Origin of the sequence: Rhodanobacter glycinis (assembly GCF_006438785.1) — a bacterium.
GTDB lineage: Bacteria > Pseudomonadota > Gammaproteobacteria > Xanthomonadales > Rhodanobacteraceae > Rhodanobacter > Rhodanobacter glycinis_A.
The window spans coordinates 214911-228761 of the sequence record NZ_RCZB01000004.1; the positions used below are offsets into that span (position 1 = coordinate 214911).

A 13851-nucleotide genomic window follows, 5' to 3' on the forward strand; every position below is an offset into this window, starting at 1 on the left:
TATGCCGCATGCGCGGGCATGGCTAGCTCAGGCGTTGGGTCAACCAGTGGCGCAGGTCGCCGATCTCCTCGGCGCAGACCGCATGGGCCATCGGATAGGTATGCCATTCCAGCGCATAGCCCTGCGACAGCAGCAGGTCGCGCGAGTCGACACCGCGCTGCAGGATCACCACCGGGTCGGCGGTGCCGTGGCCCCAGAAGATCGGCGTGGTCGCATTCGCTGCACTGCGTTCGCCGGCGAACGCAGCGTGCAACGGCAGATAGGTCGACAGCGCGATGATGCCGGCCAGCTTTTCCGGATGGCGCAGACCGGCGGCCAGCGCGATCGCGCCACCTTGCGAGAAGCCGGCCAGCACGATGCGCTCGCTGGGCACGCCACGGCTGTGCTCGCGGGCGATCAGGGTTTCCACCTCGCCGATCGACGCGCGCATGCCGGCCTCGTCCTGCCGCGCATCGAGATCGAATGCGGCGATGTCGTACCACGCACGCATCGACATGCCGTTGTTGATCGTCACCGGCCGTACCGGCGCATGCGGAAACACGAAACGTATCGGCGGCCACGCCGGGTCCACCAGCTCCGGCACGATCGGCGCAAAGTCATTGCCGTCGGCACCCAGGCCATGCAGCCAGATGATGCTGTAGCGTGGGTTGGCGGCGGTTTCGTGTTCGACGGCGGGGAGGGTCATGCGGTGCTCGGCAAGGTCAGGGGGCGGTGATGATGGTGGCGACGGCGTTGGGTTGCAGCGGACTGTCCAAGGCAACTTCCTGTTCCGAGGGCAACGGGACAGTGGGCAGGGCAACCTCGGCGTTCGCCATCGCGCTTTCCTTGCGTGCAGCTTCGCGCAGGATTTTGACTTGCTCAGGAGCGAGTATCTGATCGCGCAAAGTGAAGTTCATCGGTATGCGCACTTGCGTCGCAACAGGCTGACCGTCGACCTGTTCCGGGATGAAATGCCAGGTCCTGGCGATCTTCAGTGCGGCATCCTTGAATGACGCCGACACCGGCCATTCCGCAAACTGGCTGTTCACCGTCATGTCGGCCAGGCGGCCGTCCGGTTGCACGGTGGCGTTGATAAAGACGAACGCAGCCTGGCGTCTGTGCACTGCATCCCGTGGATATGGCGGCTGCCTGCCGGCTCTGTCGAATTTGGGACCGTTGCCCGCGAAGCTGATGCGCAGGTTGTACTGTCCGCTCGCGTTCGGCAACGCCTGCAACTTGGCACTGATGAACGTATGCGCCGGTACTGACCGACCGTTGAGTTTAGCTGGTACGAATTGCCACTGCTTCACCGCGGAAGCCAGCACTGGGGCGATCGATATGGGTACGCCTGGGTCGACCTGGGTGGCAGTGATATGCCCTTGTGCATCCACGTCGGCGCCAATTCTGTAAATCTGTTCGCGCGTCTCGGCGGCCTGCGCTGTCAAAGAGCAGATCAGCAGAAGCATGGTCGCATTAAGCATGACGTTTCTCATGGCGATCCCCTCAATCAAGTGACCAGGTGGCGGCGCCCCCGCGCCGCGCGGGCGACCATCATGCCGCAGCGATGGCATGCGGGGTAGCCAGCATGCCGCGGTCGCGCTCACGGCGTGGTACCCAGCCCCAGCTCCTGCGCGAAGAACGTCAGCCCGATCGCGGTATCGCCGACGCGCTGGCTGAACGGCGCGCCGATGCCGTGACCGGCGTTCATGCGGGTCAGCAGCAGGATCGGCTGCGTCAACGAGGTGGCGTTCTGCAACGCGGCGGTGAACTTGCGCGACTGCCACGGCGCCACCCGCGGATCGTTCGCGCCGGTGGTCATCAGCACAGCCGGATACGCCGTCTGCGGCTGCACGTTCTGCAGTGGCGAATACGCCAGGGTGGCCTTGAACTGTGCCGGGTCGCTGATCGTGCCGTATTCACTGACGTTGTACGGGCCGTTGGCGAACGCAGTCTCGTGGCGCAGCATGTCGTGGATGCCGACCTTGGCCATCACCGCGCGGTAGTCGGCCGGATGCTGCACGATCTGCGTACCCATCAGCAGCCCGCCGTTGCTGCCGCCGAGGATGCCCAGGTGGGTGCGGTCGGTCCAGTGCGTGTCGAACAGCGCCAGCGCGGCGGCGTGGAAATCGTCGAACACGTTCTGCTTATGCAGCTGTTGCCCCTGCGCGTGCCACATCTGACCATTCTCGTTGCCGCCGCGGATGTTCGCGTAGGCGAGTACGCCGCCGCGTTCCAGCCACGCGAGATTCGCGCCGATGAAGCCGGGCTTGATCGGGATATCGAAACCGCCGTAGCTGTACAGAATGGTCGGCCGCGTGCCGTTCGGCGTGGTGCCTGCCATCGACAGCACCGTCACCGGAATCTTCGTGCCGTCCTTCGACGTACCGTCGATGCGTTGCACGGTGACCTTGGAATAATCGCCGGCCGGCCTCACCTCGAACACGGTTTTCAGCGTGCCATGCTTGCCGTCGTATTCCACCCAGCGTTCCGGGGTGGTCCAGCCGCTGTAGCTGATCAGCGCCTTGTCCTGGCCGGACTCGGAGGCGATCTCGCCCACGCCGATGTCTTGCGCCGGCAGCGGCAATTTGCGCACGAACCGCGCCTTGGCGTCGTACTGCTCGACCCACCAGTCCGGGCCCCAGCTGCGCACCACCAGAAAGCCGTTGCCGAGCGGAGCGATCTGCTGGATCGCGCCGTCGCGCTGGGCGAGCACTGGTACAGGCTTGCCATCCGTGCCGATCGCCACGATCTGGCCGCGCGGTGCATCCTGGAACGACGCGGCATATAGACGTCCAGACACCCACGCGGCCGTGCGCACGTTCGCGGCGCGACCGAGCACGCGCTGGAACGTGTTGCCGTGACGCAGGAACACCTCGGCCGGGCCGCCGTCGCCGTCGTACGCAAGCACAGCCGCCTGCGCCGTGCCCGGCGCATTCACCAGCACGTATTCGGCGACCTTCGAGTAGCTCTTGCCGAACACCACGGTGTCCGCCGTAGCGGGCTGACCCAGCGTGTGACGCACCAGCGTGGCGTTGAACTGCTCCACCGGCTGGCCCGCCACCGGCGGCGCGAAGCGCACGTAACTGACACCGTTTTCATCGGCGTCCCAGGCCACGCCCTGCGGCGTGGTGCCGCCGCCGGCCCAAGGCAGGGTGTCGCCCAGCGTCTTGCCGGTGGCGACGTCGAGCACGTGGATCGTGGTCAGCTCACTGCCACCCTCGGCCGTGCCGTAGGCGAGATAACGCCCGCGTGGCGACGGCCAGTAGCCGGTGATGGCGGTGCTGCCGTGATCGGCATTCGGATCGACCAGGGTCTTCGCTGCGCCATCCGGCCATGCCTGCGCGATCAGTACCGGCTGCGGCTGCGGCGGCGTCTGCTGCATGTAGAACAGCGTGCCGCCGGCCAGTATCGGACCGGAACGCGTGGTCGAGGTGACTGCCAGCTGTTGCACCCGCGCGGTGAGCGACTTGCCCTGCGGCATCGCAGCCAGCTCGGCTTCGGTATACGCGTTCTGCGCCTTGATCCAGCGCTGCACGGTCGGATCGCCGGGGTTTTCCAGCCAGCGGTACGGGTCTCTTACGGTCACGCCATGGATCACGCTGGCATCGGCGTGCTGCGGTGTCGGCGGCGGCAGCGGCCGCGGCTGGCCGATCAGGGCGACCTCGCGCGGCGGCCCCTGCGGTTCCGCCGGCGGCAGTTGGGTGGCGCCGAGCGTACCGGCGGCGAGCAGCGTGGCGGCAACAACGAAGGCGATGCGCATGCTGGAAACTCCACGAGCAGAACAGACCTGGCAGGGTAGCGCTCTGGCGCGGCGAGTGCAGCCATGCAGATCACGCACGCAGACCTTACTTTTGGCACAGTGACCCGCGCCATGCCACGTTGCTCGGCTATGCTGATTTTTTTGCCTGGGGAAAATCCATGCGTCGACTGCTGCTTGCCACCCTCGTGGCCTTCACCGTGTTGCCAGTGGCGGCCGCCAGGTTGCCGACCTCGGCCGCGCTCGAGCTGGAAGCCGTCATGGCCAATCCGGACTGGATCGGGCAGGCGGTGGAGTCGCCGTACTGGAGCGTGGACGGACGCAGCCTGTACTACTCGCTGAAGCGCGACGGCAGCCCGGTGCGCGACCTGTACCGGGTCGATCCGGTCAGTGCCCATGGGGTGAAGCTGGATGCGGCGGCGATGGCGCAGGCCGAAGGCCCGGCCGTGTTCGATCGATCACATCGGCATGCGGCCTTCATCCTGCATGGCGACGTGTTCGTGGTGGATGTCGCCAGTGGCCGGCGCAGCCAGGTCACCCGCACGCCGCAGGACGAATCCTCGCCGCAGTTCTCCGCCGATGGCAGCGCGCTGCAGTTTCGCGATGGCAACAACTGGTACAGCCATGACCTGGCCAGCGGCGTCACCGCGCCGGCGGCGGTCTTGAAGTTTGCCGACGATCCGCAGGCGAAGCAGCCCGATGCGCTGGGTGCACAGCAACTGGAACAGTTCAAGACGCTGCGCGAAATCAGGGACGACAAGCAGGCGCAGCGCGAGCAGGACAAGGCACTGGCGGCGGCCGATGCCGATCGCGCACCGCCGCCGTTCTGGCTCGGCGACAAGATCGAACCGATCGACACCGAGCTGTCGCCGGACGGCCGCTGGATGCTGCTGGTCACCACCGCCAAGGGCGATACATCGGGCAAGGCCCCCGAACTCACCCACTACGTCACCGACTCCGGCTATGCCGAGCAGCAGGAGACGCGCGTCTATGTAGGGCGCAAGGAACCGGCGCCACAGTCGCTGCTGCTGCTCGACCTGGTCAATCACGCCAGCTACCCGCTGAACACGGACGCGCTGCCCGGCATCAAGGACGATCCGCTGAAGGACCTGCGCGCCCGCGCCGTCGCGGCCCTGCAGAAAGCCGGCAAGATGGATCAGGCCAAGGCGCTGAAGGCGCCGGACTTGCGTGCCGTGCGCATCATCGCCAGCACCGATGATGGCGGTGGCGGCGGCATCGTGTGGAGCGACGACGGCGGCCAGCTGGCGATCCAGCTGCGTGCGATCGACAACAAGGATCGCTGGCTCGCCAGCGTCGATTTCAGCAGACACGCGCTGGTGCCCCAGCAGCGGCTGAGTGACAACGCCTGGATCAACTGGAACTTCAACGATTTCGGCTGGCTCAACGGCAACCGAACGCTGTGGTACATGAGCGAGGAAACCGGCTATTCGCAGCTCTATACCAAGCCACTGGAGGGCAAGGCGAAGGCACTGACCTCCGGTAAGTTCGAGGTCAGCCACCCGCTACTCAGCGACGACGGCAAGTGGTTCTACGTGCGCACGAACAAGGTCACGCCATACAGCTATGACGTCTACCGGCTGCCGGTCGATGGTGGCACGCTGAGCCGCATCACGAATTATCAGGGCATGGACGACTTCAAGCTGTCGCCCGACGGCACGCAGCTCGCGGTGTTGCATTCCGCGCCCTATGTGCTTGCGAGATTGGCCGTCCAGCCGTCTGCCGGCGGGACGCCGCGCGAACTGACCAGCACGATGAAACCGGCGTTCACCGCGCACGACTGGATCGCGCCGAAGATCGTCGAGGTGAAATCCAGCCACGGCGCCGGCAGCATCTACGCGAAGTACTACGGTCCGGCGAATGAAGACACGGCGTCAAAGCCGGCGGTGATCTTCGTGCACGGCGCCGGCTACCTGCAGGACGTCACGCTGTCGTGGTCGAACTATTTCCGCGAACAGATGTTCCACAATTTATTGGTGCAGCAGGGTTACGTGGTGCTGGACATGGACTATCGCGCCTCCGAAGGCTACGGCCGCGCGTGGCGTACCGCGATCTACCGTCAGATGGGCCACCCCGAGCTGGAAGACCTGCTCGATGGCAAGGCGTGGCTGGTGAAAAACCATCATGTAGACCCGCGGCGCGTGGGTATCTACGGCGGCAGCTATGGCGGCTTCATGACCGAGATGGCATTGCTGCGTGCGCCAGGCGAGTTCGCCGCGGGCGCCGCGCTGCGCCCGGTCAGCGACTGGACGCTGTACAACCACGAGTACACCGCCAACATCCTCAACGACCCGCAGCTCGATCCGGATGCCTATACGGCCAGCTCGCCGATCGAGTACGCCGACCAGCTGCGCGATCCGCTGCTGATCCAGCACGGCCTGATCGATGACAACGTGCTGGCCCAGGATTCGATCCGCCTGTACCAACGCTTCATCGAACTGCACAAGAAAGACTTCTGGATTTCTCTGTACCCGCTGGAGCGCCACGGCTTCGTGCATGCCGATTCGTGGCACGACGAGTATCGGCGGATTGATGAGTTGTTCAATACGTACGTGAAGCCGGTGAAGGCGGCGCCTGCCGCGCACTGACCGAGTCATGCATAAGTTGCCGATGGAAGTCGTGGGCATTCTCAATGCCCACGGCGCTTTTTGTACCGCCCAAACCGAATCGCGTCATGGACAGCATCAGGAGGAATCATGATTTGCCGCATGTGGCACGGACGTACCTTGCGCTCGAAAGCCGACGCGTATGCACGTTTTCTCGAGCAGCGGGCCATTCCAGACTACCGGTCGGTTCCTGGCAACCTGAGTGTCACCGTGTTGCGTCGGGACGAGGACGACGTGACCCACTTCCTGACCGTGACGCATTGGGAATCCGAGGACTGCATCCGCGTCTTCGCGGGCGACGAGCTGTTGCGCGCCAAGTACTACCCGGAAGACCAGGACTATCTCCTGGAGTTCGAACCCCTGGTTCAGCACTACACCGTCACGGCCAACGAGACCAGCGCACGTGGAAGATGATGGTCGACGGAGTGGAGTTCACCGTGGTGTCCCGCCAGGGTGAACGGCACCCATCGGAAAGGACCATGGTTCGTGCCCAGTGACGATATGCAGCGGGCGTTCGGACCGGCCGTGCATTGCCAGCTGTGGTCGTCTGCTCCCTGTTCTTTCCTGCGAGGTGGCACCGGCGGCGGTGCCCGCGGACAAAATCACGCGTAGCATGATCCGGGCACCCTGCCGGGGCGAAGAAAGGAGCCAGGCATGCATGTCGCGAACTGCCGCCGGGCGATTGCAATCGCATTCCTTCTCGTCGCGTTTTTCTGCGCCACCGCCACGGCGCAGGAGATCAGGGTGAGCCTGCTGGGTACCGGCGCGCCTTCGCCCGGCATGCAGCGGTTCGGGCCCAGTACGCTGGTCGAGGCGGGCAAGCACAAGCTGCTCTTCGATGCGGGTCGCGGCGCGCTGCAGCGTCTTGCCCAGCTCAACATCCATTGGCGGGATGTGGATGGAGTGTTCCTGACGCACCTGCACTCGGATCACGTGGTGGGGTTCCCGGATCTCTGGTTGACGGGCTGGCTGGTGCGGCCAGGGCGCCAGCGTCCATTGCATGTATGGGGTCCGGCGGGAACCAGGCAGATGATGGCGCACCTCGAGCAGGCGTACGCGTTCGATATCCGGATACGACAGTCCGACGACCGCGCCACGCCTGCAGGTGTCGTGCTGCTGGTGGCGGATATCGCCGAGGGCGTGGTGTTCGAGCAGGACGGCGTGAAAGTCACGGCCTTCGCGGTGGATCACGGACCGGTCAAGCCCGCCTTCGGCTATCGCGTGGATTACGCCGGGCGTTCGGTGGTGCTCTCGGGCGACACGCGTCTGTCACCGAATCTCATCCGTCATGCCCAAGGCGTCGATGTGCTCGTGCATGAAGTCGTGGCCCCGTCCATCTTCCACGGGCCTGCATCGGTGATCGAACACCACACGACGCCAGCGCAGGCGGGCGAGGTGTTTGCCAGGACCAAACCAAGGCTGGCGGTGTACTCGCATATCGTGCCGCCGACCGCCGCCAAACAGGATCTCATTCCACCGACACGGAAGTCCTACCCTGGCCCGCTCGTGGTGGGCGAGGACCTGATGGTGATCTATGTGGGAGAGAAGATCGGGATTCACCGCTTCGGTCGTACCTCGGCCACAACCCGGAAGGACGGAAGCGACTGACGCCTCCGCCCTCCATGGGTCACATGACTACCAGCGTACCGGTCATGGTCGGGTGGAATTTGCAGAAAAATTCGAGTGAGCCGGCGGTGGCTGTGATGCGTCCACTGGCGCCGGGTTTCAGGTCGACGTCGAAGTGGCCGTCGCGTGCGGTGGCACTGTGTTCGAGAATGTCGTGATTGGTCCATTCGATGATGTCGCCGGCGCGCACGCCGGTCGGCATCGGCCCGTACTGCATCTTGTCGATCACGATCACGTGCACGCGATGGGCCTGCGCCGTCGCCGGCTGCGTCGCCGTGCTGGCGGCGCTGGCCGGCGCGAATCCGCCGGCCAGCGCCAGCACGATGGCCAGCAAAGTCATCATGCGGAGCATCGACGGCGCCTTACTTCAGGCTCTGCGCGAGATGCTCGGCATGCATCTGGTGCGACTGGAACAGCTTCAGCCCGGTTTCCAGCAGCGACTTCAGTTCGGCGTTCTGCGCCGACGGGATCAGCGTGCCGCTCAGCGCGCCGTTGACGGTCTTGTGGTACGCCACTTCGTTGGCGACATAGGCCTTGTCGTAGGCGCTGCCGCTGAGTGCCGCGAGCTTCTTCTGCTCGGCGGCGGCACCGGTCGACAGCGACTGACTGGTGGCGTTGTCCTGCGGTGTCACGCCGAGCTTCTTGACCAGCGCCAGCGCCTGGTCGTTGACCGCGGCGTGGTCGCGCGCCATCTCCTCGGCAAATGCACGCACGGCTTTGTTGTGGGATTTCGCCAGCGCCTGCTTGGCGGCGGTGATGTCGATCACGCCGGCGGTGTAGGCGATATGCGCGATCTGCGCGTCGTTGATGGCGGGCGCGGCAGGTGTCTGCGCCTGCACGCTGGCAGCCGCGCCGACGCCGAGGGCGAGCACGAGGGTCAACAGGGATTTATTCATGGTGCGAGGTCTCCTTGGAATGGATGAAGGGCAGGCGGCACTCCGCGATGCCTGCCGGTGACCATGTGATGCAGCAGCGGCGCGCAGGTTCCGGCCAGCCGGCGGACCGGCGCCAGGAACCTCGATCGGCACACGCGCATCGAATCACCCGGTATCCCAACGAACCCGCCCGCATGCTCGACATCGACCCGCTCCCATCATCATCCACCGCCAACGCCGCGCAGGATCCGGCCAGCGCAGCCGCGCGGCCGTCCCGTGCCAAGGCCGAAGCGGCCGTGCGCACGCTGATCCGCTGGGCCGGCGACGAGCCCACGCGCGAAGGCCTGCTGGCCACGCCGGCGCGGGTGGTGCGCGCTTACGAGGAGTGGTTTGCCGGTTACCGGCAGGATCCGGTCCGCGTGCTCAGCCGCACCTTCGGCGAGGTTGGTGGCTACGACGATCTGGTCTTGCTGCGCGATATCCCGCTGCAGTCGACCTGTGAGCACCACATGGCGGCGATCCGCGGCGTGGTGCACATCGCCTACCTGCCCAGCCGGCGCGTGGTGGGTATTTCCAAGCTGGCCCGGCTGGTCGAGGCGCTGGGCCGACGCCTGCAGATCCAGGAGCGGCTGACGACGGAAATCGCCGATACGCTGGCCAACGTGCTGCAGCCGCGCGGCGTGGCGGTGATCGTGCAGGCCAGCCACGAGTGTCTGTCCTCGCGTGGCGTGCGCCTGCACGGCGTGCCCATGCTGACCCGGCGCCTGCTCGGCGAATTTGCGCAGGAGCCGCGGCGGCAGGAGATCCTGGCGATGCTGGCCGGCTGATCCGGGAACCTCGGAGGCTGCTGTGGCATCCGATCAGGTGTACAAGGAGAAAACCATGTCTGCCCATGCCCATGTTGCATCCGTCGATTACGCCGCGCTGGACGACAACGCGCTGGTGGCGCTGGTCCGTGGCGGCCAGCGCGAAGCGTTCCGGCACATCATGCAGCGCTGCAACCAGCGGCTGTTCCGCATCGCACGCAGCGTGATCGGTGAGGATTCGGAAGCGGAAGACGTGTTGCAGGAATCGTATATGCGCGCCTATCACAAGCTGGATTCGTTCCGTGGCGACTCGACCCTGCTGACCTGGCTGACCAGCATCGTGCTGAACGAGGCGCGCGGGCGGCTGCGCAAGCGTCACGCCATGGTCGGGCTGGAGCAGATCGACGCGGCGCCCGACGATACCCATCAGATCATCCAGTTTCCGTCGAAGTTCGGTAACGAGGACCCGGCCGTGTCAGCCGCCCGCGCACAGATCCGCCACCTGCTCGAACACGCCATCGACGAACTGCCCGAGGCGTTCCGCACGGTCTACATGATGCGCGAGGTCGAGGAATGCACGGTGGAGGAAACCGCCCAGCTGCTGGCGATCAAGCCGGAGACGGTGAAGACCCGCCTGCACCGCGCGCGCCGCCTGTTGCGCACGTCATTGCAGGGCACGCTTGCCGCCACCATGAGCGAGGCGTTTCCGTTCATGGGTCAGCGCTGCGCGCGCGTCACCGATGCCGTGATGGCGCGGCTGCAAGTCGAATCGCTGTAAGCCCGCTGCGAGAATCCCGCTCAGACAGGCCGGCGCAATTCAGCCGCTTCGCGTGCCAGCAACTCGATGGCGGCCCAGTCGCCGCTGGCGAGCAGGTTGGCTGGCGTAAGCCACGAGCCGCCCACGCAGAGCACGTTCGGCAGCGCGAGGAAGTCCGACGCGCTGGCGAGGCTGATACCGCCAGTGGGGCAGAAGCGGATCTGCGGTAGCGGGCTGGCCCAGGCGCCGAGCAACTTGGGGCCGCCGGCCGGCACGGCCGGGAAAAACTTCAGATGACGATAGCCGCGTTCGAGCAGGTGCATCGCTTCGCTGGCGGTGGCGGCGCCGGGCAACAGCGGCAGTTCGCAATCATCGGCGGCGTCGAGCAGGCGTGGCGAGATACCAGGCGACACCGCGAAACGCGCACCGGCCTGCAGTGCGGCCTGAAGGTCGCGCGCGGTCAGCACGGTGCCGACGCCGATCATGGCGCCTTCCACCTCGGCGGCGATCGCACGGATCGCCTCCAGCGCGGCCGGCGTACGCAAGGTCACCTCGATCGCCGGAATGCCGCCGGCGACCAGCGCGCGCGCCATCGGCACCGCATGCCGGGCGTCGTCGATCACCACCACCGGGATCACCGGCGCCAGCCGCATCGTGGTTTCGATCTGTTGCTGCTTGTGCTCGATGGGGCTGGTCACGTCAGGCTCCGGAAAAAGTTGAAGGATTCACAGCACGCCCGCGCCGAGATCGGCGGTGGCAGCGGCCTGCCGGAACAGGCCGAACAGTTCGCGACCCATGCCGCTGTGCTGGGCGGACAGGTCGGCGGTGTGCGGCAGGCGGGCGTCCAGTTCGTGTACTTCCATCAGGACGTCCAGACGTCCATTCACCGCGTCGAGGCGGATCATGTCGCCATTGCGGATCTTCGCGATGTTGCCGCCGGCGACCGCCTCGGGGGTGACGTGGATCGCCGCCGGTACGCGCCCGGATGCGCCGGACATGCGGCCGTCGGTGAGCAGCGCGATACAGTGGCCGCGATCCTGCAGCAGCGCCAGGGTAGGGGTGAGCTTGTGCAGTTCGGGCATGCCGTTCGCGCGTGGGCCCTGGAAGCGCACCACCGCGACGAAGTCACGATTGAGCTCGCCGCGCTTGAATGCGCCAGCCACTTCGTCCTGGTCGTCGAACACGATTGCCGGCGCCTCGATCAGCAGGCGGTCGTCCGGTACCGACGACACCTTGATCACCGCGCGGCCGAGGTTGCCGTCGAGCATGCGCAGGCCGCCGTCGGCGCGGAACGGTTCGTCGATGCCGCGAAGCACGCCGCGGTTGCCGCTCTGCTTGTCGACTGGCTTCCAGTGCAGCGCGCCGGCAGCATCCAGCTGCGGTATCTGCGCATAGCCGTCCAGGCCAGTACCGAAGATGGTCTGCACATCGCCATGCAGCAGGCCGGCGCCGAGCAGCTGGTCGATCAGGAACGCCATGCCGCCGGCCTGGTGGAACTGGTTCACGTCGGCGTAGCCGTTGGGGTACACGCGCGCCAGCAGCGGGACCACGCCGGAGAGCGCGTCGAAATCGTCCCAGCGCAGCTGGATGCCGGCGGCGTGCGCGATCGCCACCAGATGCAGCAGGTGATTGGTCGAGCCGCCGGTGGCGTGCAGGCCGATCACGCCGTTGATGATCGCGCGTTCGTCGATGATGTGGCCGAGCGGCAGGAAGGTGTCGCCCAGTGCGCTGTGCTTCGCGACGCGGCGTACCACCTCGGCGGTCAGCGCGTCGCGCAGCGGCGTATCCGGTGCCTCGAAGCTGGCGCCGGGCAGGTGCAGGCCCATGATCTCCATCAACATCTGGTTGGAGTTGGCGGTGCCGTAGAAGGTGCAGGTGCCGGCGGCGTGGTACGACGCGGCCTCCGCTTCCAGCAACTCGGCCTTGCTTGCCTTGCCGTCGGCAAACGCCTGGCGCACCTTTGACTTCTGTTCGTTCGGAATGCCGCTGGGCATCGGTCCGCTCGGCACGAACGCGCCGGGCAGGTGGCCGAAGCTCAGCGCGCCGATCAGCAGGCCCGGCACGATCTTGTCGCAGATGCCCAGGTACAGCGCGCCGTCGAACATGTCGTGCGACAGCGCCACTGCGGTGGCCATCGCCACCAGGTCGCGCGAGAACAGCGACAGCTGCATGCCCGGCCGGCCCTGGGTGATGCCATCGCACATCGCCGGCACGCCACCGGCGACCTGGGCGGTGAAGCCGGCATCGCGCGCGATCTGGCGGATCAGCGCCGGATAGCGCTCGTACGGTTGATGTGCCGAGAGCATGTCGTTGTAGGCGGTGACGATCGCGAGGTTGGCGCGCCGGCCGCTGCGCAAGGCGGCCTTGTCGTCGCTGCCGCAGGCGGCGAAGCCGTGTGCGAGGTTGCCGCAGGACAGATGCTCGCGCTGCGGGCCGCTGCGGTCGATCGCGTCGATCCGCTTGAGGTAGGTCGTGCGCGTGTCGCGGCTGCGCTGGCGCAGGCGTTCGGTGACTTCGGCAACAACGGGGTGCAGCGTGCTCATGCGAAAACTCCGGGACAGCGGCCGCGTCGCGTGACGCGGTGTGGATATCAGATTGACGGCGGGCGATGCGGCATCACGGGCACCAGTACACCGCCACCGGCACGCGCGACTGGGCCAGCACCGCACGCACCGGATAGTTCTGGGCGGCGTCGAGGCCGAGCCGCACGTCGGCGAGCAGGTCACGTTTCTTTTCGCCGGTGACCAGCAGGTACAGCGCGCGGGTTTCCAGCACGGTCGGCAGGCTGAGCGTGATGCGCGGCTCACCGGCAGCGGGTGCGCGCATCGGCAGTACGCGGGCGCGGCCGTCCAGATCCAGCGCCTCGGCCAGATGATCGCCGCCGGGAAAGAACGAGGCTGTGTGACCGTCGTCGCCCATGCCCAGCACCACCGCATCGAACGGTAGCGGCAGCGCGTCGATGCGTGCGTTGGCGATGGCCAGCCCCGCTTCCGGCGTGGGGTCGCCGGTATACAGCGGGATGAATTGCGCGGCGCTGGCGGCATGCTGCAGCAGTTGCGATCTGACCAGCCGCGCGTTCGAGCGCTTGTCGGTTTCCGGCACCCAGCGTTCGTCGACCAGGGTGACGTGGACGTTCGCCCAGTCCAGGGTTTCGCGCGACAGACGGGCGAAGAAATCCTTCGGCGTGCTGCCGCCGGACACCGCTAGTACGGCGCGACCGCGCTCGGCCAGGGCCGTGCGCAGGCGCGTGGCGACCCGTTCGGCCAATGCCAGAGCCTGCGCCTGACAATCGCTGAAGCTATGCGTGGTGACGTTCAGAGGGGTGGTCATGATGAAAATGGTGTGCCGACGGTCAAGGCCCTGCACATGAATCGTAGGAAGGGGGAAGCCAGTCTGTCGCACACACCGGCATGTTCGAGTGAAGCGA

At 66.3% G+C, this 13851-nt stretch carries 13 protein-coding genes; 5 read left to right on the forward strand and 8 right to left on the reverse strand.

Translation table 11 applies throughout. The features are described 5' to 3' along the window. Positions 1 to 22 precede the first annotated feature (22 nt). The 3 genes from EAH75_RS14930 to EAH75_RS14940 form a co-directional block, all read right to left on the reverse strand. Positions 23 to 685: an alpha/beta hydrolase gene (locus EAH75_RS14930; RefSeq protein ID WP_140651749.1), complete on the reverse strand. Its 663-nt coding sequence runs from the start codon at positions 683 to 685 to the stop codon at positions 23 to 25. 16 nt (positions 686 to 701) lie between these two features. Next, entirely contained in the window at positions 702 to 1472 is a 771-nt protein-coding gene (locus tag EAH75_RS14935; protein ID WP_241668957.1) for an energy transducer TonB, read from the reverse strand. Positions 1473 to 1579: 107 nt separating this feature from the next. Continuing rightward, complete coding sequence (locus EAH75_RS14940; protein ID WP_140805995.1) at positions 1580 to 3739, reverse strand: prolyl oligopeptidase family serine peptidase; 2160 nt, start codon at positions 3737 to 3739, stop codon at positions 1580 to 1582. Between the two features lie 158 nt (positions 3740 to 3897). Between EAH75_RS14940 and EAH75_RS14945 the strand changes: the two genes are divergently transcribed. The 3 genes from EAH75_RS14945 (at position 3898) to EAH75_RS14955 (ending at position 7968) form a co-directional block, all read left to right on the forward strand. Then, positions 3898 to 6342, forward strand: a complete 2445-nt coding sequence (locus EAH75_RS14945; protein WP_140805997.1) for a S9 family peptidase — start codon at positions 3898 to 3900, stop codon at positions 6340 to 6342. 120 nt (positions 6343 to 6462) lie between these two features. After that, positions 6463 to 6774, forward strand: a complete 312-nt coding sequence (locus EAH75_RS14950) for an antibiotic biosynthesis monooxygenase family protein (protein ID WP_205043202.1) — start codon at positions 6463 to 6465, stop codon at positions 6772 to 6774. 240 nt (positions 6775 to 7014) lie between these two features. Continuing rightward, complete coding sequence (locus EAH75_RS14955) at positions 7015 to 7968, forward strand: MBL fold metallo-hydrolase (protein ID WP_140805999.1); 954 nt, start codon at positions 7015 to 7017, stop codon at positions 7966 to 7968. A gap of 19 nt (positions 7969 to 7987) precedes the next feature. On the opposite strand, the gene EAH75_RS14960 is transcribed toward EAH75_RS14955, so the two are convergent. Together EAH75_RS14960 and EAH75_RS14965 are read right to left on the reverse strand one after the other, a co-directional pair. Continuing rightward, on the reverse strand, positions 7988 to 8329 hold the full coding sequence (locus tag EAH75_RS14960) for a cupredoxin domain-containing protein (RefSeq protein WP_241668958.1): 342 nt from the start codon (positions 8327 to 8329) through the stop codon (positions 7988 to 7990). Positions 8330 to 8348: 19 nt separating this feature from the next. Beyond that, positions 8349 to 8882, reverse strand: a complete 534-nt coding sequence (locus tag EAH75_RS14965; RefSeq protein ID WP_140806003.1) for a DUF4142 domain-containing protein — start codon at positions 8880 to 8882, stop codon at positions 8349 to 8351. Positions 8883 to 9055: 173 nt separating this feature from the next. Between EAH75_RS14965 and folE the strand changes: the two genes are divergently transcribed. Beyond that, positions 9056 to 9688, forward strand: coding sequence for a GTP cyclohydrolase I (gene folE, locus EAH75_RS14970; protein ID WP_140806005.1), 633 nt, complete (start codon positions 9056 to 9058; stop codon positions 9686 to 9688). Between the two features lie 55 nt (positions 9689 to 9743). Then, a complete protein-coding gene (locus EAH75_RS14975) occupies positions 9744 to 10445 on the forward strand; it encodes an RNA polymerase sigma factor (RefSeq protein ID WP_140806007.1) in 702 nt (233 codons plus the stop codon). 20 nt (positions 10446 to 10465) lie between these two features. Here the strand turns inward: EAH75_RS14975 and EAH75_RS14980 are convergent, their stop codons facing one another. From EAH75_RS14980 to pgl, 3 genes are all read right to left on the reverse strand, one after another. Beyond that, positions 10466 to 11122, reverse strand: a complete 657-nt coding sequence (locus EAH75_RS14980; RefSeq protein ID WP_140651766.1) for a bifunctional 4-hydroxy-2-oxoglutarate aldolase/2-dehydro-3-deoxy-phosphogluconate aldolase — start codon at positions 11120 to 11122, stop codon at positions 10466 to 10468. Between the two features lie 27 nt (positions 11123 to 11149). Beyond that, positions 11150 to 12967, reverse strand: coding sequence for a phosphogluconate dehydratase (gene edd / locus EAH75_RS14985; RefSeq protein ID WP_140651768.1), 1818 nt, complete (start codon positions 12965 to 12967; stop codon positions 11150 to 11152). Positions 12968 to 13040: 73 nt separating this feature from the next. Further along, positions 13041 to 13754, reverse strand: coding sequence for a 6-phosphogluconolactonase (gene pgl / locus EAH75_RS14990; protein ID WP_140651770.1), 714 nt, complete (start codon positions 13752 to 13754; stop codon positions 13041 to 13043). Positions 13755 to 13851: the final 97 nt, after the last annotated feature.

Excerpts from the sequence above, each read along its gene's own strand:
- EAH75_RS14930 (WP_140651749.1), bottom strand. The coding sequence starts at position 685 with ATGACCCTCCCCGCCGTCGAACACGAAACCGCCGCCAACCCACGCTAC.
- EAH75_RS14935 (WP_241668957.1), bottom strand. The coding sequence starts at position 1,472 with ATGAGAAACGTCATGCTTAATGCGACCATGCTTCTGCTGATCTGCTCT.
- EAH75_RS14940 (WP_140805995.1), bottom strand. The coding sequence starts at position 3,739 with ATGCGCATCGCCTTCGTTGTTGCCGCCACGCTGCTCGCCGCCGGTACG.
- EAH75_RS14945 (WP_140805997.1), top strand. The coding sequence starts at position 3,898 with ATGCGTCGACTGCTGCTTGCCACCCTCGTGGCCTTCACCGTGTTGCCA.
- EAH75_RS14950 (WP_205043202.1), top strand. The coding sequence starts at position 6,463 with ATGTGGCACGGACGTACCTTGCGCTCGAAAGCCGACGCGTATGCACGT.
- EAH75_RS14955 (WP_140805999.1), top strand. The coding sequence starts at position 7,015 with ATGCATGTCGCGAACTGCCGCCGGGCGATTGCAATCGCATTCCTTCTC.
- EAH75_RS14960 (WP_241668958.1), bottom strand. The coding sequence starts at position 8,329 with ATGATGACTTTGCTGGCCATCGTGCTGGCGCTGGCCGGCGGATTCGCG.
- EAH75_RS14965 (WP_140806003.1), bottom strand. The coding sequence starts at position 8,882 with ATGAATAAATCCCTGTTGACCCTCGTGCTCGCCCTCGGCGTCGGCGCG.
- folE (WP_140806005.1), top strand. The coding sequence starts at position 9,056 with ATGCTCGACATCGACCCGCTCCCATCATCATCCACCGCCAACGCCGCG.
- EAH75_RS14975 (WP_140806007.1), top strand. The coding sequence starts at position 9,744 with ATGTCTGCCCATGCCCATGTTGCATCCGTCGATTACGCCGCGCTGGAC.
- edd (WP_140651768.1), bottom strand. The coding sequence starts at position 12,967 with ATGAGCACGCTGCACCCCGTTGTTGCCGAAGTCACCGAACGCCTGCGC.
- pgl (WP_140651770.1), bottom strand. The coding sequence starts at position 13,754 with ATGACCACCCCTCTGAACGTCACCACGCATAGCTTCAGCGATTGTCAG.